20 protein-coding genes are annotated in these 22,158 nt (G+C 50.8%); 5 read left to right on the top strand and 15 right to left on the bottom strand.

Annotated elements, in window-relative coordinates:
• Window positions 1–44: 44 nt before the first annotated feature.
• The 13 genes from ACIQ47_RS03815 to ACIQ47_RS03755 form a co-directional block, all read right to left on the bottom strand.
• A complete protein-coding gene (locus ACIQ47_RS03815; RefSeq protein WP_396436923.1) occupies window positions 45–1,064 on the bottom strand; it encodes a hypothetical protein in 1,020 nt (339 codons plus the stop codon).
• 74 nt (window positions 1,065–1,138) lie between these two features.
• A complete protein-coding gene (locus ACIQ47_RS03810; protein WP_396436922.1) occupies window positions 1,139–1,588 on the bottom strand; it encodes a flagellar FliJ family protein in 450 nt (149 codons plus the stop codon).
• 19 nt (window positions 1,589–1,607) lie between these two features.
• Entirely contained in the window at window positions 1,608–2,927 is a 1,320-nt protein-coding gene (locus ACIQ47_RS03805) for a FliI/YscN family ATPase (protein WP_396436921.1), read from the bottom strand.
• Window positions 2,924–3,859, bottom strand: coding sequence for a FliH/SctL family protein (locus ACIQ47_RS03800; RefSeq protein WP_396436920.1), 936 nt, complete (start codon window positions 3,857–3,859; stop codon window positions 2,924–2,926). The genes ACIQ47_RS03805 and ACIQ47_RS03800 overlap by 4 nt, the downstream gene beginning before the upstream one ends.
• Window positions 3,846–4,991 (bottom strand): flagellar motor switch protein FliG, encoded by a 1,146-nt coding sequence (fliG, locus tag ACIQ47_RS03795; protein ID WP_396436919.1) that lies wholly within the window; start codon window positions 4,989–4,991, stop codon window positions 3,846–3,848. The genes ACIQ47_RS03800 and fliG overlap by 14 nt, the downstream gene beginning before the upstream one ends.
• A 19-nt stretch (window positions 4,992–5,010) precedes the next feature.
• Entirely contained in the window at window positions 5,011–6,870 is a 1,860-nt protein-coding gene (gene fliF, locus ACIQ47_RS03790; protein ID WP_396436918.1) for a flagellar basal-body MS-ring/collar protein FliF, read from the bottom strand.
• 21 nt (window positions 6,871–6,891) lie between these two features.
• Entirely contained in the window at window positions 6,892–7,239 is a 348-nt protein-coding gene (gene fliE, locus ACIQ47_RS03785; protein ID WP_396436917.1) for a flagellar hook-basal body complex protein FliE, read from the bottom strand.
• 11 nt (window positions 7,240–7,250) lie between these two features.
• Entirely contained in the window at window positions 7,251–8,735 is a 1,485-nt protein-coding gene (locus ACIQ47_RS03780; protein ID WP_396436916.1) for a sigma-54 interaction domain-containing protein, read from the bottom strand.
• 480 nt (window positions 8,736–9,215) lie between these two features.
• Window positions 9,216–10,163, bottom strand: a complete 948-nt coding sequence (locus ACIQ47_RS03775) for a flagellin (protein ID WP_396436915.1) — start codon at window positions 10,161–10,163, stop codon at window positions 9,216–9,218.
• A 107-nt stretch (window positions 10,164–10,270) separates the two neighbouring features.
• Window positions 10,271–11,191, bottom strand: a complete 921-nt coding sequence (locus ACIQ47_RS03770; RefSeq protein ID WP_396436914.1) for a flagellin — start codon at window positions 11,189–11,191, stop codon at window positions 10,271–10,273.
• Window positions 11,188–11,649 (bottom strand): hypothetical protein, encoded by a 462-nt coding sequence (locus ACIQ47_RS03765; protein WP_396436913.1) that lies wholly within the window; start codon window positions 11,647–11,649, stop codon window positions 11,188–11,190. The genes ACIQ47_RS03770 and ACIQ47_RS03765 overlap by 4 nt, the downstream gene beginning before the upstream one ends.
• A 72-nt stretch (window positions 11,650–11,721) precedes the next feature.
• The gene (locus ACIQ47_RS03760; RefSeq protein WP_396436912.1) at window positions 11,722–12,198 is read right to left on the bottom strand and encodes a hypothetical protein; all 477 of its coding nucleotides are present in this window, start codon (window positions 12,196–12,198) and stop codon (window positions 11,722–11,724) included.
• 40 nt (window positions 12,199–12,238) lie between these two features.
• Window positions 12,239–12,700, bottom strand: a complete 462-nt coding sequence (locus tag ACIQ47_RS03755; protein WP_396436911.1) for a hypothetical protein — start codon at window positions 12,698–12,700, stop codon at window positions 12,239–12,241.
• A 263-nt stretch (window positions 12,701–12,963) separates the two neighbouring features.
• Here ACIQ47_RS03755 and ACIQ47_RS03750 point away from each other — a divergent pair, with 263 nt between their 5' ends.
• From ACIQ47_RS03750 to ACIQ47_RS03730, 5 genes are all read left to right on the top strand, one after another.
• The gene (locus tag ACIQ47_RS03750; RefSeq protein ID WP_396436910.1) at window positions 12,964–14,868 is read left to right on the top strand and encodes a motility associated factor glycosyltransferase family protein; all 1,905 of its coding nucleotides are present in this window, start codon (window positions 12,964–12,966) and stop codon (window positions 14,866–14,868) included.
• Between the two features lie 45 nt (window positions 14,869–14,913).
• Window positions 14,914–16,512, top strand: coding sequence for a hypothetical protein (locus ACIQ47_RS03745; protein ID WP_396436909.1), 1,599 nt, complete (start codon window positions 14,914–14,916; stop codon window positions 16,510–16,512).
• 205 nt (window positions 16,513–16,717) lie between these two features.
• Entirely contained in the window at window positions 16,718–17,803 is a 1,086-nt protein-coding gene (gene gmd, locus ACIQ47_RS03740) for a GDP-mannose 4,6-dehydratase (protein ID WP_396436908.1), read from the top strand.
• A gap of 257 nt (window positions 17,804–18,060) precedes the next feature.
• Entirely contained in the window at window positions 18,061–19,047 is a 987-nt protein-coding gene (locus tag ACIQ47_RS03735; protein ID WP_396436907.1) for a GDP-mannose 4,6-dehydratase, read from the top strand.
• On the top strand, window positions 19,040–20,281 hold the full coding sequence (locus ACIQ47_RS03730; RefSeq protein WP_396436906.1) for a class I SAM-dependent methyltransferase: 1,242 nt from the start codon (window positions 19,040–19,042) through the stop codon (window positions 20,279–20,281). The genes ACIQ47_RS03735 and ACIQ47_RS03730 overlap by 8 nt, the downstream gene beginning before the upstream one ends.
• Window positions 20,282–20,463: 182 nt before the next feature.
• Here the strand turns inward: ACIQ47_RS03730 and ACIQ47_RS03725 are convergent, their stop codons facing one another.
• Window positions 20,464–21,168: a glycosyltransferase gene (locus ACIQ47_RS03725; RefSeq protein ID WP_396436905.1), complete on the bottom strand. Its 705-nt coding sequence runs from the start codon at window positions 21,166–21,168 to the stop codon at window positions 20,464–20,466.
• Between the two features lie 189 nt (window positions 21,169–21,357).
• The coding region (locus ACIQ47_RS03720; RefSeq protein WP_396436904.1) for a flagellin at window positions 21,358–22,158 on the bottom strand (801 nt) is incomplete at its 5' end.

Here is a 22,158-nt window from a genome sequence, read left to right as displayed (position 1 = left end):
CAATCTCCCTTGGGCCTCAGTGAAGACCCTTGCGAAAGGCCAGCTCAGGGGGTGCACTGGCTGGCGATATTTTTCCCGATCGCCTGCCGCACGCAGAAGTAACGGATGTCGGGCGACTGGAATTCCTTGATCGATCGCACCATGGACGGGTTGGGCATTTCTGGGGCCATCACCCGTTCTTGGGACAGGGCCCACAAGCCTTTGCTGCTGTTCACGCCGCCGTTCCAGTCGCCCAATTCACTCAGGTAAACGTACTCACCCACGGTGGGCAATCTGGCTTGTATGCATTCACAGGCGAATTGGGCTTTGCGCGGCGAGTTGGTGGTGCCCAGCACATTGCCCGGCGCACCCAACAATTCCAAGGTTTTTCCCAGGTAAGTGACCTGGCTTGGAAAGTGCGTTTTTTGAAACTGGCTGAAGACTTGGTAGGCGATTTGTCCCATCACCAAATCCGGCATGCCCCGGGCCTGGTAATTGAAGCTGTGTCCGGGCTGGGTTTGAAGGTGCAGGGTCACCAGCACATCGCCTTTGCAACCCGGGCTGAAGGAATAAGTGCCCCAGGCCATGCCGGTCAAACCCTGGAGCTGTTTGGCTTCTAGGCTGCCCTGTCTTTGCTGGGCGCGCAGCACGCGCACCAACTCGCTCAGGGCCGTGGGGTTGAAGAAACTGACCTTGCGCACTTGGGGATGGTGCATTTCATACACCCGGTCGAGCGCGGCCTTGAAACTGCCTTCGAGCAAGACGTCCATGCCAAATCCGCCCGTGGCCCGCTGCCGCCCTTGGTCGATCAGGCTGTCCAAGGTTTGCAGCAATTCAGGTGCTTGTTTGGGCTCTGCACCAGCGCGGATCAAGTCGCCCAACAAACGGGCCATGTCGCTGGCCTGTTGAGCGCGGGTGCGGCCATAGGCATCTTGGTATTGACACAGATCTTGGCCGCGCACAAAGGGGATGGTCGGCCACAGGGCCACATGCGCAGCGTTTTGAGATGGATCGGCCAAAGCCTGTCCGCCCAAAACCGTGCCACAAAAAAACAGACCCACATAGCGCATCATCCGCGCCAGCATAGTTACAAGCCCAAGTCATTGCCTTGACATAGCGCAATGAATCAGCGCAAAGGTTTCAGCTCAAAGGTTTCTGCTCAGGTCCCCATCCCCAGGATGAACTGGCGCACGCCCAGCTCGTCCATTTGTCTTTGTTCATGGCGTTTGGCGTCTTGTGCCACCGCTTTCGCGTCTTGCTCGGCCAGCGACGTCATCTTGTGCAATTCGATTTCGGCTTGCAGCTTTTTTTGGCGCATCTGGGTCAGCGTGGCCTGGGCTTTGCTCAGGTCAAGCACCACGCGCTGCTGCAGGTTCAACAGTTGGGCCATGAATTGGCGGTGGTTCATGCTCGCTTGCATGCCCATCACGGGCGCTTGGCTGGTTTGCTCCTGCAGGCGGTATTCGTCATACAGCTTGCACAGGCGCTGGTGGCTGGCTTGGAGCTGATCGACCCGGGCCAGGGCCTGCACGATGTCGTTTTGCGCATCGTTCACCGCATCTTGGGCTTTGTGCACCAGCACGGGCCAACATTTTCGGGCTTCTCGCATGGTCTTCTCCTTGGGGGTGTCAGGTGGACATCAAAGCCTGGACTTCGCGGCGCGTGGTCTCGGCGTCCTGGCTGGTGTGCATGTCTTGTTGTAAAAAATGTTCCATCGCCGTCCGCAGGCGAATGGCATGGTCTAGGTCCGGGTTGCTGCCCGCCTCGTAAGCGCCGACCTGGATCAGGTCCTGGTTTTGTTGGTACAGCGTCCACAAACGCCTGAACCGGTTGGCCAGCTTTTGGTCTTCGGGCGAGAGCAGGTTTTGCATCACCCGCGAGACCGAACCGGTGAGGTCAATGGCGGGGTAATGCGCCGCATCGGCAAGCTTGCGCGAGAGCATCACCTGGCCATCGAGCGAGGCGCGGGCAATGTCCACGATCGGGTCGTTGGCGTCGTCGCCCTCGGCCAGCACGGTGTAGATGGCGGTGATCGAGCCAAAGCCATGTCGCCCGACACCGGCACGTTCGATCAAATTGGGCAGCAGCGCAAACACCGAGGGTGGGTAGCCTTTGGCGGTGGGGGGCTCGCCAACCGCCAGACCAATCTCGCGCTGCGCATGGGCCACACGCGTCAAGCTGTCCACCAGCATCAAGACGTTTTTGCCTTGATCGCGAAAGTATTCGGCGATCACATGCGTCAGGTGCGTGGCTTTGAGGCGCAGCACGGGCGACTCGTTGGCCGGCGCGGCCACCAGCACCGACTTGGCCAAGCCCACCGGGCCCAAAGACTCTTCAATAAAAGCCTGCACCTCACGGCCGCGCTCGCCGATCAGGCCGATCACCACCACGTCGGCTTCGGTGAAGCGGGTCATCATGCCCAGCAGCACGCTCTTGCCGACGCCAGAGCCCGCCACCAGCCCCAGGCGCTGGCCCCGGCCAATGGTGAGCATGCCGTTGATGGCTTTGACACCCACGTCCAGCACTTCCTTGATGGGGCCACGCTCCATGGGGTTGATGGGACGGCCTTGCAGGCTCAGCACATCGCGGCACTCGGGTGGCGGTTTGCCGTCCAGTGGCTGGCCGCGCCCATCGATGATGCGGCCCAGCAAATCGGGGCCCAGGCACACTTGCGAGGTGTGGCTGAGCACGCGCACCTGCGCACCCGGGCCAATGCCTTGGGGCTCAGTGAACGGCAATAAAAAAAGCGTTTCGTCGTTGAAGCCCACCACCTCGGCCTCGACCCGGTGGCCCATCTGCCCCATCACTTCACAGCATGCGCCCAACGGCGCCATCAGGCCGCGTGTTTCCAAGCGCATGCCGACCAACCGTACCAAGGTGCCGCTGCGCTGGGGCTCGGGGGCATGCAGCCCGCCGATCAGCTGGTTGACTTCTTGCTCAAAGTTCATGCGGGCATGTCCTCGTCGGGTGCGTCAGCGCCTGTGGATTTGAGGTCGGTGTCCTGTACGTCAATCACTTGACGGTCCCAGTCTCGTTTGGGGGTGTTTTCGGGCATGGCGTCGACTTTGTCTTGCACCAGGCTGGACGTTTGCATCCAGGCCTCGGGTTGGGGCAGCAAGCGACGCGCCAACGACTCCAGGCGGTGCTCGATCAGGTCTTGCACCACGCTGTCTTGCACGCGAACGCGCACACTGCCTGGGCGCAATTGGGGGTCGGCCTCCAGCTCCAGGTGGGCCGTCACGGCTTCGCCCATGGCTTGCAGGCGCTTCATGTCTTGCGGGTTCAGGCTGACTTTGACGGGTTGCGCCGGGTGGTCCAGTTGCTGAATGCACGACTGAACCAGGCCCTGAATGGCTTGTCCAGAAATTTGCAGCTCGGCGCGCACCAGTTGTTCTGCCAGGTGCAAGGACAAGCGCTTGAGGGGTTCGAAAAAGCGCTGGGGGTCTTGGCTGATGCTGCGCAGCTCAATGCCCAAATGGCGGATGAGTTCGCGCTCTTTGTCGCGCTCGGCGTCCAGTTGGGCGTGTAAATTCGCTTGGCCTTCCTGGATGCCACGCTGGAAGGCCTCGTCCAACATCGCAGCCAGTGCCGATTCCGAGACTTGGGTGTTTTCTGACTCTGGCGCAGTCAAGGCCGCAGTTTCAGTGGCCTCGTGCTGCGGCGTCTGAGTGTCGTCGACGAACTCGCTTGCATTCAGAGGTGAAGGCAAGGTCAGGGCGTCGGTGGGCTCGCTGCGATCGGCCACACGCCAAGGGCCAAAGGCGTGCGCTTTGGCTTCGTCCCATTGCGTGCGCAGAAAACTGGGGGTCTGACTTTTGCCGTTGAGCAACGGATTGGTGCTCCAAGGGGCAGCTTGGGCATTCAGGTCAGACAAAGCCATCGCCGCCTCCTGCCAACACCAGCTCGCCCGCATCGGACAGCTTGCGTGCCAGACGCATGACGTTCTTTTGTGCTTCTTCCACTTCGGTGATGCGCAATGGCCCTTTGCTTTCCATGTCGTCCACAAACATGACGCGAGCACGGGCGGACATGTTGTCGAGGAACTTGTCCTTGACGTAGTCTGGCGCACCTTTGAGCGCCACCATCAACAAGTCCGGCTCGGCCGTGCGCATGATGGCCTGGATGCCCCGGTTGTCCACACCCACCAAGTTTTCAAAGGTGAACATGTTGTCCTGGATTTTTTGCATCAAATCAGCATCAATCACCGACAAGCCCGACATGATGGCCGATTCGAGTTCCACCTTGACCGAGTTCATGATCTGAGCCGCGGCTTTGATGCCGCCAAAGCTGGACGATTTGGACGAAGAGTTGGACGCGAACTGCTTCATCATGATTTGCTCTAACTCTTCCATGGCCGAAGGCTGCACCGTGTCCAGGCTGGCAATCCGTTGAATGATTTCGGGGCGCGCTTCTGCGGGCAGGAAGTTCAGCACGTCAGCGGCCACAGTGTGTTCCAGTACCGACAAGATGATGGCCACCACCTGCGGGTGTTCACCCCGGATCATTTCTGCAATGGAGCGGGCATCCATCCATTTGAGGATCTCAAGCCCTTTGCTGCCTTGGCCTGGCATGATGCGGCTGAGCACCGAAGACGCTTTGTCGTCACCCAAAGCGCGCTTCAAGACTTTCTCGACATAGTCGCCCGTGCCCAAGCCCAAGCTGGTCTGCTTTTTGAGTGTGGCCACAAATTCGTCGAGCACAACGTTGACCGCCTCTTGCGACAAATCGGCCACGGACACCATGGCGCCACCCAGCGACTGAACCTCTTTGGGGTTCAAAAACCGGATGATTTCGGCCGCTTGTTGCTCGCCCAATAAAAGCATCAGCACCGCAGCCCGCTGTGCGCCGGTCAGGGCGTCCAGCTCTTGCTGCAGCTCTTCGATCATCACGATCGGTGCATCGCCCAAAGCCGATTCAACCTGCTTGACTTCTTTGCCGTCCTTTCCTTTGGCATCTTTGCCTTTGGCGTCCTTGCCTTTGGCATCTTTGTCGTTGTCTTTTTTCGTGGCCATAGTTCTGTCCTTGTGTCTCTCAGGAAACCTTGATCATGCCCTTGAGCACGTTGGCCACACGGCCTGAATCTTCGGCCACCAGCATGCGGATGAGGGCCACTTTGTCGTCGTAGGTGTTGGCCGTGTCCAGCATGTCGATGCTGATGCTCGACTTCTTGGGCTTGAGCTTGGCCTTGATCTCTTCCAGGCTTTCGCACTCGCCGATCTGGATCATGCGCATGTCTTCGGCGCTCAGCTCGCCATCGGCCATCGCGGCTTTGGCTTTTTCCTCTTCGGCCATGGCCTTGGCCGTCGTGATGTTGCGCATGATCGGGCGCACCACGATCAGCATGAACACGATGAAGCTGATGGCGATCAGGGCGCTGGTCAGGCCCGATTGCACCTTGTTTTCGATGTACCAAGGGATGGTCTCAAGGGGTGCAGGCGCTTCAAAGCGGGCCGGCACCACCGACACGTTGTCGCCGCGTGCTGGGTCAAAACCCACCACACCACGGACCACCTGTTGCATTTGCTCAAGTTCTTGTGGGGTAAAGGGCACGCTCTTGGGCGCATTGGGTTCTGCGGCTGCGCCATCGGCGGGCGGCGGGGCAGGGCGCTCGTTCACGATCACGGCCACGCTGACTTTCCTGATGCCGCCGCTGGCGCCGCGTACGTGACGCACGGTTCGGTCAAGCTCGAAATTGCGTGTGGATCGGCTGCTCAGTGTGCTGTTCGATTCGGACTGGCCCTTGGTCGGGTCCACCTGGGTGTTGGTGGTGGTGTTGGGGGTTGGAGGGGGCGTGTTGGCCAATGAGCCCGGTATGCCCTCGGCAGCGCGCACGGCGGCACGGTCTTCGGCCAGCACTTCCGAGCGGGTGCGGGGACCTTTGTCGCGGTTGTCAAAGTCTTCGGTGGTGCTTTCGGTCTGGGTAAAGTCCAGCGACAGGTTCACCTGCGAGCGCACATTGGCTTCGCCCACCATGGGCGTGAGGATCTGCATGATTCGGTTGCGCAAGACCTCTTCCATTTGTTGCTTGTGCTGCTCCTGAGCCGAAGTCAGGCCCAATTTTTGTTCGGTGGCCGATTCGGTCATCAGCTTGCCCACGTTGTCGACCACCGTGACGTGGTCGGGTGTGAGGTAAGGCACGCTGGACGAGACCAAGTGAACGATGGCCTGAACCTGTGATGCAGACACAGCGCGGCCGGGGTAGGGGGCCAGCACCACCGAAGCCTTAGGGGGCGTGCGGTCACGCACGAACACGCTTTGTTTGGGCGTGGCCAAGTGCACGCGGGCACCTTGCACACTGCCAATTTGCATGATGCTGCGTGCCAGTTCTTGCTCCATGGCGGCGTTCACCTTGACCTGCTCCATGAACTGGCTGGTGGTCATGGAGGACTGGTCTTTCAGCCCATCCAGGCCCGTGGCGCCCGCTTTGGGCAAACCTTGCGCGGCCAGAAAAATACGCGCTTCGTGGAAACGGTCACTGGGCACGGTCAGCTGGCCGGTGGCTGGATCGATCTTGGGTTTGAAGTCTGATGTTTTGAGCGATTCGAAAGCGGCTTGTTGGTCGGCTTCTTGCAGGCCAGGCATGACGGGGCGGTAAGGCGTGGTCGACATCCAGGCATACGTCAAGCCAAACAGGACCATGACGGCCAACATGACGATCAGAGGCAAGACCCGGCGCACCGAGGGCTGGTTGATCATTTTGTTGAAATTGTCCGCCATGCCCAGGGTTTGCCAAGTGCTCAAACCGGTGCCGGGCGCGTCAGCGCCTGGGTTGCCGGCTGCGGTGGTCAGTGCCATGCTGCCGTTGGGCGCGGGTGCGGGTGCTGAGACAGCCCCCGAATTATCGGGAACGGTCATCATGCCGTTGTTCATTGTTGCGGTCGCTGTGGCCATGGTGTGTTCTCTTTAAATCGTTCAGACCGGCATGTTCAAAATGTCTTCGTAGGCTTTGAGCACCTTGTTGCGCACCTGCAAAGTCGCCTCGAAGGCCAAAGAGGATTTCTGCATGCCCAGCACCACATCGGTCAGGGCCACGTTTTCTCCCCGGTCAAAAGCGGCACGCATTTCAGTAGACTGCACCTGCACTTGGTTGACCTGGCTGAGCGCACCCGAGACAAAGTCACCAAAGCTGGTCTTGCCAACATCGGGCGTCAGCCCCTTGAGTGGGTCTGTGCCCGGCAGACCGGCTGCCTGCGACTGGTGGCTGCGCAAGGTTTGCAGCATCGACTGGATGTTGGCGGGCGAAATCGCTTTGTCAATCATGAATAACTCCTTCAGCAGGCCGCGGCCATGGCCAAGCCATGCTCACGCAGCTGTGCCATCTTGTAGCGCAAGGTTCGTGGGCTGATGCCCAGGCGCTTGGCCGCTTCGGATTTGCTGGGGGTGCTGGCCAATGTGGCCATGATCACCTGATGCTCGTTCATGCGCGCAGCACTGTGCAGATCGGTGGGCAAGCTCTCGGGTTTTTCAACTGTGTCTTGTTCTTGCAAGCCCAAGCCCAGGTTGTCCTTGGCTGCTGCCATGAACTGTTCCATGTGCGAGGCCGTATTTGACTCTGGCAGCCCCCCATCAGGTGCTGAAGGCAAAGTCACAGGTTCCAAGGCCGCAGCGCTGGCGGTTAACCAGTCGTCAAACATGAGGTGTGCTGGCGTGACCACATGGTCCGAGCACAGCACCATGGCGCGGCGCATCACATTTTCCAGCTCGCGCACATTGCCGGGCCAGGGGTATTGCAGCAGCTGCATTTGGGTTTGCGGGTGCAGTTGCCAAGGTTTCTTCTCGTGTTGCAACAGGCACTGCATGGCCAGCGGAATGATGTCGCCTGGACGCTCGGCCAAGGGCAGCAAGCGCATGCGGAACGTGGCGATGCGGTAGTACAGGTCTTCGCGAAACTCGCGATCGGTGATGGCTTTTTTCAGATCCTTGTTGGTGGCCGCCACGATGCGCACATTCAGCTGGATCACACTTTGGCCACCCAAACGGGTCAGTTGGCGCTCTTGCAGCACGCGCAGCAGCTTGCTTTGCAGGTGCATGGGCATTTCGCCAATCTCGTCCAGAAACAAGGTGCCGCCTTGGGCTTGCTCGAACAAACCTTTTTGTTCGCGGTGCGCCCCCGTGAAAGCCCCTTTTTCGTGACCAAACAGCATGTCTTCGATCAGGTTTTCCGGCATGGCTGCGCAATTGAGCGCCACAAACGGGCCTTGTGCGCGGCCGGAAGCTTCGTGCAGCACCCGGGCCAAAACCTCTTTGCCCGAGCCTGTCGGGCCCACCAGCAAAGCGGTCACATCGGCGTGGGCGACTTTTTTGGCCAAGGCCAGCAGGTGCTGGCTGGCGGGGTCGACAAACACCACATTGCGCACGGGTTGTGGCGATTGGCGGGCGGCTGTCGGGTTGAGCTGGTTTTGCAGTCGCTGCCAAGAGGCGGTGCGAACATCTTGTGCGGCCAGTACGGTCAAAGCGCCTGCTTGGGTGGCTTCAACGGCCAGGTCCAATTCGTGGCGGTCGACGCGGCAGACCATGGGCAGGTTGAGGCTGGCGTCTTGCAAGAGTTGCTGCACGGCTTTGAGCCGCGTCACGTCCAAAGTCAGGTGCAACACCACCATGGCCGCATCGGCCGCATGGGCCAGCAAGTGGTCCAGGGTGTTCACGGGCATCACAGCCCAGCCGCTGACCTGCAATGCATGGCTGTGCTCGGGGCTCAGGGCTGCTTCGGGGTCCAGCCAAAGGGCCAAAGGGGTGGAATGGGCTTGTGACTTCACGGTGTTGGTCTCATGTTTAGATGAGACTCATGAAGCAAACCTTGTGCCAGTTTGTAAATTATTACTTAAGTTATAAATTTAAATAAAAAATTACGTTCAATATGACAAATTGTCTTTTTTGAAATTTGACACTGTGCTTGACGGAAGATTGACAGCACCAAGGTCGAAGGGGTATGGCCCGCACAGGCCAAAATTCAAAGGGTGAGAGGTTTTTCTTTGGCGTGAAAAAGCTTGCAAAACTGGCCATCCGCACGCAAGACCTCCAGCGCAGGCAGCAGTCGCGACTGAAACCCCATGGACCGGCAGGCATAAGGCGCAGCAGGGACGTGGCTGACCGCGAAATGCCTGCACTGCCAGCAATTGGGGCCGCGCTGAGAGGGGTTGTTTTGTGAAGTAATCAAGAGTCTTTTGTCCCAGCAAACTGCCTCAGAAGAATGCCAGCATCTGCCAAGTAACGGACAATCAACGTCGGTTTTGCTGTCAAGCTTGCAGCAGCTTCAATACCGACTGTTGATCCATATTGGCTTGGGCCAATACTGCCGTGGCGGCTTGTTGAATGATCTGCGTTCTGGCCAATTCGCTGCTTGCTTTGGCGTAATCGGCATCCAGTATTCGGCTGCGAGATTCGCTTGTGTTGAGTGAGACATTTGTCAAGTTGTCGCCAGCGTAGTTCAACCGATTGATCACAGCACCAAATGTCGCGCGTTCATCGTTGATGCGGTTCATCGCCGCGTCGATACGGGCAATTGCGGTGCTTGAATTGGCAGCTGAAGTTATGCTGGTGTCATGAAGTTTTGCGTCTCCGCTGAAGACTTTGGTGGCCACATCTGCGGCCGCTGTGTCAGCGACTCCATCTGCCGTCATGGGAATGGAAAAATCCTTGAATTGAGCACTGATGGTCTGATTTGAGTTGGCACCGACTTGAAATTTGACGTTTCTCAGCTCCGTGCCTGCGGTAGCGGGAGCTGCCACCGTGCCACCTGTGCCGATGGCGCCTGCTCCAGCGGTTGTATTGTTCAGAATGGTCATTCCGTTCCACTGAGCATTTTGCGAGACTCGATTGATCTCTTGTATCAACTGGCTGTACTCCAGGTTGAGCGAGGTACGGTCCGAGTTTGTGTAAGTGTCGTTGGCAGCTTGCACAGCCAGCTCGCGCATCCGTTGAAGCATGTTTGTGACTTCAATCAGAGCACCTTCAGCAGTTTGGAGCAGAGAAATACCATCATTGGCGTTTCTCACTGCTTGGTCAAGTCCTTGGACTTGAGCAGTCATGCGAGAAGAAATTGCCAAACCGGCTGCATCGTCAGCAGCACTGTTGATTCTTTTGCCTGTGGACAACTGCTCCATGGCGGCGGCTACAGATTTGCTGTTGGCATTTAGAGCTGTTTGCGATACCAAAGATTTGATGTTGGTGTTGATGACGGTCATGAGTAAAGCTCCTGGTGGAAGTTGTCGCTGTCGAAAAACCGTCGACCTTTTTGGGTCTCAGATTGATTCCAATGAGCACAGCAAACCTTGTGCCAGCTTTTTCTTTTTTATTTCTGTTCAAGCAAGCTCAGCACAGACCTTGGCAATTCATTGGCTTGTGCAATCACGGCATGACTGGCTTTTTGCAATATTTTTTGAGCCGCAAGGCGTGCGGACTCGACCGCGTAATCTGCATCCATGATGCGTGAACGTGATGCAGACGATTGGGTCACCATCTCTTGTAAATTGTCTCCTGCGCTGGAAAAACGTGATGTCCAAGCGCCGTACTTCACGGCATATTCATTGACGAGGTTGATCGCGCTATCGAGTTCGTTCAGTGCTGTGTTGGCTGCGATGGTCGTTTGGATATGGCTGTTTGCCGTGCCTAAAGTGACCGTGTCTGAGGGGGTAGCGGTCATCGTTAAGATTTGAGACGCCTGCCCAATTGGCGAGGACAGAACAATCGCTGTGTCTTCACTGAACGGGTCGTTTGACGGGACCACCACGGGAGGCTCTGTCCAAGTTCCATTGGCGCTGAAAGAGCCATTGCCAATGACCATGACGACCAAATTTTCGGTGACTGTGTCGATTGTGATTTTTTCAAGATATCGGCTGCTCGAATGGCCATCTCCGCTGTAAGCGAGCGCCATCCCGTTGTACTGGTTGACGATGGGCAGCGCGTTGGTGTCGTAACCATTGGCAGGTGGCAAGAAACTGCCGTCGTAGCTGGCTCCGGCGGCAAAAGCATTGCCTGCATTCATGATTTGGCTATTGGCTGCTGAAGCTGATGTGATGCCCTTGGCCGACCAAACCGGGTCTGTATTCGTGAGAATGGGGGTTCCGAGCAAATGCTTGCCATCGCTTGTGAAAATCTGGAGGTCATCGTCTGCACCAAATGAATCCAGGTTAATGGTGACATGGCTGAATCCCTTCGGGATATAGCCGAGTGATGCCAATCCCGAACTGAAGTTCCGGTTGGATGATGTCAAGACCGAGTTGATGGGGGAGGTGTTGCCGATGGGCACTGGGGCGACTTCGGCGTTGGTTTGAGTGGCGCCAATGGCGTACGCTCAAAAATCTGAGTGTGTTTGCTGATGCGATCAATCTCGCCATTCAGTGCCTGGAACTCTTGGTCTAGCGCTACGCGATCCGATCCAGCCAATGTGCCTGAAGCAGCTTGAACTGCCAGTTCCCGCATGCGCTGCAAAAGGCCTGAAATACTTTGTAATCCGCCAGCGGCCACCTGTGCCAAACTGACGCCGTTGGAAATGTCCTGGATCAATCGACCACAAGCATTAATGGTCGTCGTCATACGAGCACCGATGGCCAAACCCGCCGCATCGTCTTGGGCTGAATTGATCCTTATGCCTGTTGACAGACGGATCATTGATTGGGCGTGCAATCGGCTCGCGCTACGCTGGGCGGTATGCGCAACCAGCGAGGACATATTCGTGTTGAGTATGGTCACAGGTTTTGCTTTTCAGATGCATTTACAGCTGGCCTGTGCCTGATCCCCTGCTCAATGCATATGCGTTTGAACTGCAGGCTGAATGAGCGCATTGACCGAGTCCAGCTCTTCCCGAATCATCTGATCTTCAGGAAACCTGGAGGCCGCAAAATCCAGAACGACCCAAGCATCGTCCAGCTTGTTCTGGCAACGTGCAACGCGGGCCAAGTGCAACCAAGTTTGCGCTGTGGTGTTCGGGCTTTGTGCTTCGACCAGTTGAATCAGCAATTCTTCGGCACGTGTCCAGTCTTGCAAAACTTCTGCCAGCAGGCAGCTGATGACGAGCAAATCCTCGCTGGTTGGGTTCAAAGCCAAAGCCGCTTCACAAATGGCGATGGCCAAAGGCATCTTTCCTTGCGCGACCATGCTCGATACGGTTTCACGAATTTGCGCGGGTGACAGACGATGAATTTCACCAACGGTCAACTCTGGGGGGGCCGACAAAGGGGTCATCAATTCAGGTGCTTGTTGTTTCAGAGCGAGTGACATATTTTCTCCGGAAAGTTTGGAAATGCGGGGTTGTGAGGATTCAACCAAGAGCGCCGAGCTCGGTGTTGAATAGGGACAGCAATTCTTCGTACTCTTGCAGCAAGATGGTGTCGGATGGAAATTTTTCCAAGGCAACCTGGGCCAGATTCATTGCTGGAATGACCGATCCCAAGCACCGTAAAACCCGTATTTCGTGCCGGTATGTTTCCGCCGTGATGGACGTACCTTGCAAATGACGCAGACGCGTGAGCAACGCACGGGCTTTGAACCAGTCTTGCGAAACCTCTGCGACCAGAGCACTTGTTGCTAAAACGGGCTCATTGTTTGGGTGGATGATTCTGGCCAGGTCGGTCATCTCGGTTGCCAACGCAAGTTGTCCTTGAGCAACCAAAGCGGAAACCATGTCCAAGATGGTTTCCGGGTCCAAGGTGCGCTCGGTGGGAAGCATTGCCAGATCGGGCTGGCGCTGTTGCGCATCAAGGTGTTGAGCCGTATTTGCCATTCGGATTCCTTTATGGAAAGATTTCTTGAAACGCCCGATTCACTCGGGCCCTTGGCCGACCGGCTGAAATTTGCCGCATGACGGTGGGTGAGGTCATCAAGCAAAGTGCGTGCCAGGTGTGCTTGTGTTTTTGTGCAGTCTGGTGGCAATGTATTGACAGTTTTCACATCAGAACAAAGCTTCAATCCTGGTATAGCTCTTGCTTACTGACACGCAAACGGCGAAGCTTTGCCTTTGCACCGACACACCACAGGAGTCTTTACATGTATACCCATCAGGCGCAATCACCGGCGGTTGAGGCAGCTTTCCTGCCCAACGGCTTTCAGGAGCCTTGCGGGGGTCATATTCTGGAAGGTGAGTCACTCCGACCTTTGTTGATGGGATCTGCGGCATTTCACGCCCCACCCGACCTTGGGCCCGGGATCGAAGAAGACATGGCGTTGACACATTTGTTGAAGCAGGTCGACAAAACCAAAAAACGCACCATTTGGCTCGTGAACAACTGTTTGCGCATGGACCATTTGCAAAAAATTCTGCACGCGGCAAGTTCTTGCTCAAGGGTCATCAATCTGCTTTGCCATGATCAACCAGACTTTCAGGCATTGCACAACACCCGAGCAGTAGAAGCAGTCATTGCAGATGAGCGGCTCTATACCGTGACCATGGATACACCCAAGGTCCAGGCTCAATTGGTCAGTCAATTGATTGACACTGAAAATTTTGTCAGCTGGAAGCCGGTGCTGGGCCCCAGCCTGGAGCCGCAAGCGGTAGATCATTTAAGACACGTGTACCGCGAGTTAACCACCTTTCTGAATCAAAAAGCGGTCGGCCGCATGACCCGTGTCAGTTCCTCTCATCTGTTCCTGGCCAATGCGCTTGTGAACTCCGTATTTGCCAATCCTTTGAATTCGCTGACGGAATACAAGGACCTGTACAAAAACAAACCTGTCTTGATCGTGGCCACTGGCCCTTCACTGAACAAGCAGTTGCCGTTGCTTGAAAAATACAAAGACCTTTTTGTCATCATTGCAGCCGATCCTGCCGTACCGATCCTCAAAAAGCACGGCGTGGTGCCACAGTTTGTGGTGTCCATTGACCCCAAAAAGCGCCCTTATTGGAAGCACAACGAACTCGATCCTGCGACAACTTTTGTCATCGAGGTCGGCTGTTGCCCCGATGTGGCTTGGTCCAGCAACCATAAATACCTGGTGACAAGCTGCCACAAAGACGTTTTTAGGCTTCTGACTGACCTGGGCGCGGCACCTTCATATTTGTTGACAGGGGGTTCTGTGACGACTACCGCCTTTAGTCTGGCTCAACACATGGGCGCAAATCCGATCATATTGATTGGCCAAGATTTGGCTTGGACCGACGGCAAGGACCACGCGGACGGCTATGTCAGCCAGTACAGCCGCGAGCAACTTCAAGCTCGGCACGCCAAAGGGTTTGAAATTGAAGGTTACGACGGCAAACCCGTGCGCACGGAGCGGCAGTTGTTGTATTACAAAACCTGGTTTGAACAGCGCATTGCCCTGATGCCAGATCGATTGATCGTCAACGCCACCGAGGGCGGTGCGCGCATCGAGGGCGCTGCACATGTGCCCTTCGAAAGCGTTTGCCAAGAAATCCAGGCCAGCCACCTGGGTGAGACGCAACCAGACCCCGCACGTCCATGGACGCCTGATTTTATTTACTTGGCTCAACTGGCAGACCGCTTGCGTGGATTGAACAGCGAGATAGAACAACTGGAAAGTGAACTGAACAAGGGTGTCAAGTTGATCGACGGCATCAAGAAAAAACCCAAGAAAACAGTGATTCGTCAGATCGAACAGATCAATCGTTTGTTGGTTGATGGCAGCTGGCAAGTCAAGACCGTTGTCGAAATGATGGCCCAGTCGGCGGTTGTTGCCACTGAACAAAAGGTCTTGCTGGATGATGAGGTCAGTGCCAACATCAAGGGCGTCTATGGTGGATACAAATCAGTCTACAAATCGGCTTTGCAGGGCGTCGGTGGTGGTAAAGATTTATTGGGAAATTTGGTTCGCTTGCTTGATGAAGTCCTTGCAAGTGAGAAATTAGATCTTCAGTTATTACATGATTATGGATTTAACAGATGGAAGAAAGATGAGGCAAAAAATCTATCTAATAAATTGGTAGCAAATGTATAAAAAAATACAATAAACAATCAAAAAATAAATTCAAGGATAATTACCATGGCGTTAAGTATTGTGTCTCAAGAGAAAAAAATTCACTCTCAAAATGGAGAGGATGGCATTTTTATGTACTTATTTAAAATGCTTAAGAATAATAATAATAATTTCATAGAAATTGGATGTTCCGATGGGTTGGAAAATAATTCAAGAAATCTAATTAACATCGGGATGAGTGGAACAGGAATAGATATTGAATGGAGTAAATTGATTGGATATGATAAAATCATTTTAGAGAAAGCTCTGGAGGGAAGAATTAAATTAAAAAGTATGAAGGTGACCATAGATAATTTTTATGAAATATTATCAATGGAAGGGAGTAATCCAGATATATTTTCTCTTGATATAGATGGTAATGATTATTATATTGCAGATGCATTGTTGCGCGCTGGTTTTCGTCCTTCAATTGCTTGTTTGGAAGTAAATTCATTTCTTGGGAAAAATCCAATCATCGTAAAGTATCAAGAGAATTTCTCGAGATATCAATTGCAACCTAATTATGGCTTGTATTTTGGAGCATCGCCTTCAGCATGGAGGGAACTATGGATTCGCTATGGTTATCAGGCATTGGGACTCGATAGTTCAGGTACAAATATATTCTTTGTTTTGCCAGATCGTTTTATTGATGATATTAAATTAATAGAAGAATCTCCAGATGTACATCAAAAACTTTTTGTTGCTAAATATAAAAAAACAGGAGATGAGCTGAGTGATATTCTTCTTAATACTGAAGGATTGGAGTTTCTAGATGTTACAACTAATACTTACGAAAATTATTTTATGGAAATATTTAAAGGAAATGATTTTTATAATAATGAAAGTGCAGCCTTTGTAACGACTTTTATAAAACCAGCTTATGATGAAGTCGCGCACAAATTGATTGAAAGTTTTGATCGCCATTGGCCGAAAAATTATGATTTTCTAGCACTTTCAGAAAATTGCGAAGTCGAAAAAATATCTAAAAGAATTTTTACGACTGATTTGGAAAATTCTGCAAATGGACTCAAAGAATTTAAGGCTAGGCATAGATTTAATCCTGGAGCTAACGGTCGTTTTGCTGATAAGTACAATTATATTTTCGATAGCGTTAAATGGTCTCATAAAGTGTTTGCAGTTGAGTCTGCTGCAAATATTTGTGATTCAGAAATCCTTATTTATATAGATTCTGATATTGTTACATTTGACGATGTTCCGAATGATTTTCTAAATCAAATTTTTCCAAAAGAATTTGATATCGCATTTATGCCTAGGACAAACATGTATTCTGAATGCAGTTTTGTATTGTATAGACAGCGAAACCCCTTTGTTCGAAGCTTTATATTTGAACATGCTGAGATTTACCGTAAAGATTTAATTTATCAATTGCCTGGTTGGACTGATTGCCATGTATTTGATTATTTAGTGAAAAAATATTCAAAAAATGGTGCACTTAAATTTTGGGATATAAATAAAGATGTGCCAAATTCTTCTCATCCATTCATTAATGGTCCTTTGGGTCGCTATATGGATCATATGAAGGGAGGTCGCAAGACTGCAGGTAAATCATATGCTTCTGATTTTGTTGTGAATAGAACAGAAAGTTATTGGAAAGAGAAAAAATAAACTGATTGATAGTTAGTATTGTGTGTTTTGATTCTTATTGGGATTGCATAAGGCATTAAAATAAATTCTTCAACGATTCAATTTATTTTAAATTCAAAAAATTATGCCCAGATTAACTTTTTAAAGTTTTGGTAATATTAAATTTCAGCTTTGCAATATTTTCCCTTTTAAGGGTTTGTTGATATTCAATTTAAAAGGAAATAAAATGGAAAAAATTGCTTTAATAACTGGTGTTACGGGCCAAGATGGTGCATATTTGGCTGAATTCCTTCTTAACAAAAATTATATAGTCCACGGACTCAAACGACGTGCTTCCTCATTCAATACAGCTCGTATAGATCATCTATATCGAGACCCTCATGAAGATAATGTGCGTTTCTTTTTGCATCATGGCGATCTCACTGATTCAAGTAATTTGATCAGAATTATTCAGCAAGTTCAACCAGATGAAATTTATAATTTGGCTGCACAAAGTCACGTAGCAGTGTCGTTCGAGCAGCCTGAATACACTGCAAACGCTGATGCTTTGGGTACTCTAAGAATATTGGAAGCATTACGTATTCTTGGTCTTCAGAAAAAAACACGCTTCTATCAAGCGTCAACTTCAGAGTTGTATGGGCTAGTTCAGGAAATGCCTCAAACTGAATCCACACCCTTTTATCCTCGCTCGCCTTATGCGGTTGCGAAGTTGTATGCATATTGGATCACTGTTAATTATCGTGAAGCTTACGATATCTATGCATGCAATGGTATATTGTTTAATCATGAGTCACCTATACGTGGTGAAAATTTTGTCACAAGAAAAATTACACGGGCATTGGCTAGAATTAAGCTTGGCCTTCAAAAGCATTTATATCTTGGTAATTTGGATTCAAAACGTGACTGGGGTCATGCGCGCGATTATGTCGAAGCACAGTGGTTGATGTTGCAGCAGCAGAAGCCTGAGGACTTTGTGATTGCAACTGGTACTCAATATAGTGTTCGTGATTTTGTTAACACAGCTGCAATTGAGCTGGATATGCAGATTCGTTGGGATGGTAATGGGATTGATGAAAAGGGTTTTGATAAAAATGGCAATTGCATTATTTCAGTGGATTCCCGTTATTTCCGCCCTACTGAAGTAGAAACATTGTTAGGTGATTCTACAAAGGCCTTGGGTAAATTAGGTTGGAAGCCGAAAACCAGCTTTTCTGAACTGGTCATTGAAATGGTAAGAGAAGATCTTAAAATTGCCAAAAGAGATGAACTGGTCAAGAGTCATGGTTATTCAACGAACTATTTTCATGAGTGATGAATTCGAGTCATGATAGGTCAATATAATTTCGCAAAAAAGCATTTTAAATTTAAAATACGATTCGACTGTTTTAATTTTAAATAAAATTTTTATATTTTATTGTAATACAATATTTATATGCTTAAATCATTTGCAATTTTCAAAGAAACAATTTATTTGATTTTTTTCGCATGGAATGAATTTGTCAAATATTTATTCTATTTAAACTATTCATTTTGCATGCAGCCAATAGATCTATCGCCTGGGAGTAAAAAATGAGGACTGCACTTGTAACTGGTATAACCGGACAAGATGGCTTTTATCTTGCCAAACTACTTCTTGATAAAGGTTATCATGTCATTGGCACCTTTCGAGAGAAGATTCATACATTAAATCTTTCTATGGATCCGCTGCAAGACAAAGTCGAATTTATTTATTTTGATATGTTTGATCAACGAAACATCGCTTCAATACTCGATGAATATCGTCCAGCTGAAATCTACAACTTAGCAGCTTGTTCGTCTGGTGCGGGCATGTTCGTTGATCCTGTTGGTCTGGCTGAAGTAAATGGTTTAGCTGTAACACGAATTCTTGAAGCGATTCGGGAAGTCGATTGCAAAATTAGATTTTGCCAGGCATCTAGTAGCGAGGTCTTTGGTGCCGCTGTTGAAAGTCCACAAACAGAATCTACATTTTCTAATCCCCGTAGTCCCTACGGTGCTGCAAAATCTTATGCTGATTCGATGGTGCGGATTTATCGCCAACACTATCAGTTGTTTGCCTGTTCAGCCATTCTTTTCAATCACGAAAGTCCTCGTCGGGGCTTGGGTTTCGTTACAAGAAAGATAACTCACGAGGCAGCCCGAATTAAACTTGGATTATCAAAAAAACTGCATTTAGGTAATTTGGATGCGAGGCGAGACTGGGGCTTTGCAGGTGATTATGTGCATGCTATGTGGTTGATGTTGCAGCAACAAAATGCAGAGGATTTTGTTTTGGCAACGGGTGAACTCCATACGGTTCGTGAGGTTTGTGAGTTGGCTTTTAGCCGTTTGGGACTTAACTATCGCGACCATGTCTTTGAAGATCCTCTGGCATTTCGTCCGGGAGATGAATTAACTTTGATCGGGTCTGCTAAAAATGCATATGCTAAGTTAAATTGGAAGCCACAAATAAATTTTCAACAATTGGTGCAAATGATGGTAGATTCAGATCTTTTTGAATTGAAGAAATTAAATTTAGAAAGCATGTCAAATGAATAAAATTATTAATAAATGCAGGATTTGCGGTAATACAAATTTAGCGCCAGTGCTTGATTTGGGAGAGCAGATGCTGACTGGTGTATTTCCAAGTGAAAAAGGGGCGAAGGTTACAACGGGTCCTTTGCGTCTTGTAAAGTGTATTGGCGATGATGATGTCTGTGGATTATTACAAATGGAGTACTCCTACGATTTGAGAGAAATGTACGGTGAAAATTATGGTTATCGATCTGGTCTGAACGCCAGTATGGTTACACACCTTAATTCCAAGGTAAACCGTATCATGGATAAGGTGAAATTGCAAAATGGTGATCTGGTTGTTGATATTGGTAGTAACGACAGTACCACATTACAGGCATTTCCATCTAATGGCCCATTGCTGGTTGGTTTTGATCCGACTGGGATCAAGTTCCACGGTTACTACCCTTCACATATTCAATTGATACCTGATTTTTTCTCGGCATCTTCCCTGAACGAGCACTTTCAAGGGAAGAAGGCGAAAATTGTAACTTCTTTCTCCATGTTTTATGATTTAGAAGATCCCATGGATTTTATGCGTCAAGTATATGATGTTCTGGAGGAAGAAGGAATATGGGTTTTTGAACAGAGCTATATGCCAACCATGTTGGATACGAATTCTTACGACACTGTATGCCATGAGCACATAGAGTTTTACGCACTTCGTCAAATTAAATGGATGACTGATCGTGTGGGTTTTAAGATCGTTGACGTAGAATTCAATGATATCAATGGAGGTAGTTTTTCAGTGATGGTCAAAAAAGTTCGTGGTGATATTGGCGCTATTCCTGCGGTTCAGAGCATATTGGATGGTGAACGAGCGAAAGGTCTGGATAGTTTGCAGCCATATAAAGATTTCTCAGGCCGTGTATTGCAGGCGAGGAAAAACTTATTAGAATTCATTGAAAAAGCTCATTCAGATGGAAAAACTATATCAGCAATTGGAGCATCGACTAAAGGAAATGTTCTTTTACAGTACTGCGGACTGACTTCCAAAGAGATCGAATACATGGGTGAGGTCAATGAGGAGAAATTCGGCTGTTTCACGCCTGGCACTTGGATACCTATCATTGCTGAACAGAAACTTTTATCAATGCAACCGGATTACTTGATCGTACTTCCATGGCATTTCCGAAAGTTTTTTATTTCGAACAGTAAATTTGCTGGTTTCAATCTGGTTTTTCCGTTGCCAGAACTTGAAGTCATCAAAGTTATTTGATGACTCTTTAAATTTCTTGGCTAATTGATATTTATACGATCATTTGGTTCGGGGAAAAAGTTATTGTAACCAGCCTTAGAAAAAGACTTGGTTATCAGAAAATTACTCGGTTAATCTATTTGAATTTAATATTTTTAATAATAAATAGTTTTTGTGTCAGTGATTTTAAGGGCTGACATTTATTATGCTGCAGCTTTAAGATTTATAAAATTATTTAATTTAAATTCTTCTTCTATCCATAATTTGGAAAAATCACAATTTTTCTTGTTTTCAAACCATGGACCACCTAATGTGAAGTGAATAGCTTTTAAATTATCATATTCTGCTTGATACCAACCTTCCAGATAATTCCAGCCTTTGTCCAGTGAGCCAATATCTTGATCTTTCAGCCATTCAAAGCGGTGCAAGAACGCTGGGGTGGCTTGATTGACCACATCGGGGGTCAGGGCTTGCACTGCAGGGTGAGCGCAGTTGAAGACGATGAAGGATGACCAGTTTTTTCGCGGGTAGGGATGCTGAATGGCCCCGTCCATCTTCATGCCTGGCTGTGGGCGATAGTCGTGTTGAACCACAGAGATGGCTTGACTGGGGTCAATGTCTTTGAGCACATCCCGAATATCGGTCAAAAACAAAAAGTCGCAGTCTACAAAAACCGCATAACCTTGATGGCCCGCTAGGTGAGGTGTCAAAAATCGGGTCAGACTGAATTCGGTGGCGGCCAGTGTGTCAACGGGTCGTGTATAGAGGCCTTTCGCCCTCAGGTCAGACTGAACCAGTGGGGTGACCTGAACCTGTCTTGAGTTGGTGCGGCTCAGAATGGAATGACGGCAGACTTCCCATGCGATGTCTTCGCGGGGATCCCAACCAACAAATACTTGCAGTTTCATGAGTGCTCCTATGGGTTGCAATAGAGCAGCAAAAACTGTGCCGAAGATTTGTATCAGGATTTGCGTGCTCAGTAACTGTTGTTCAGGCCAAAACTTGCCGTTTTATCGTGATATGGGGAGAAAAGTTGCCACACAAAGTACGGTGTTGCGTATCCCTGGAAAGGCTTGGCGGATGAGATGAATCAAAATTTACCGCAGCAGGGCGAGGACGAATGCGGGTTGTTGATTGGCCTGAGCCAGCATGGCCGTACCCGCTTGACGAATGATCTGCGCTCGGGCCAGCTCTGAGGTGGTCTGGGCATAGTCCGTGTCCACAATTCTGCTGCGTGATGCCGCCGTGTTGGTCGCAATGTTGGTCAGGTTATCGGCCGCATAGTTGAGCCGGTTGATCTTGGCGCCCAGGTCTGACCTGAAGGCGTCCAGGGCCGATATCGCGTCGTCAAGGTGCGTGATGCTGGTCGTGGCTGTGGCACTCGTGGTGGTGGCAACAGCCGTTGCAAAACTGGTACCAGAATTGAGATCTTTGAACGTGACAGTGACCTGAGAGTCTGTAGTCCCGTCTATGCCGATCTGGTAGGCCACAGAGCCTGCGTCAGCCCCAATCAAGGCCACACCGTTCCAAGTGGTTTTGTCAGATATTCGGGTGATTTCTGTTTGAAGGCTGGAAAACTCAGTTTGAAGTGCTGTTTTGTCACTGGTCGAGTTGGTGCCATTGGTGGCTTGAACAACAAGCTCACGCATGCGAATGAGCAAGTTCGTGATGCCATCGGCGGCACCGTCGGCAGTCTGAATCATGCTGATGGCATCGTTGGCGTTGCGCACAGCTTGGTTCAGGCTGCGAATTTGCGTTGCCATTTTGTTGCCTATGGCCAAGCCTGCCGCGTCGTCGGCGGCACTGTTGATGCGCTTGCCAGTAGAAAGGCGCTCCATGGCCGTACCGAGACTTCTTTCGCTCAGTTTCAAGGCCTGACTGGCAATGAGTGCTCTGAT

Origin of the sequence: Limnohabitans sp. (assembly GCF_044373035.1) — a bacterium.
Taxonomy (GTDB): domain Bacteria; phylum Pseudomonadota; class Gammaproteobacteria; order Burkholderiales; family Burkholderiaceae_C; genus Limnohabitans_A.
This window is presented reverse-complemented; position numbering and strand designations above follow the sequence as displayed.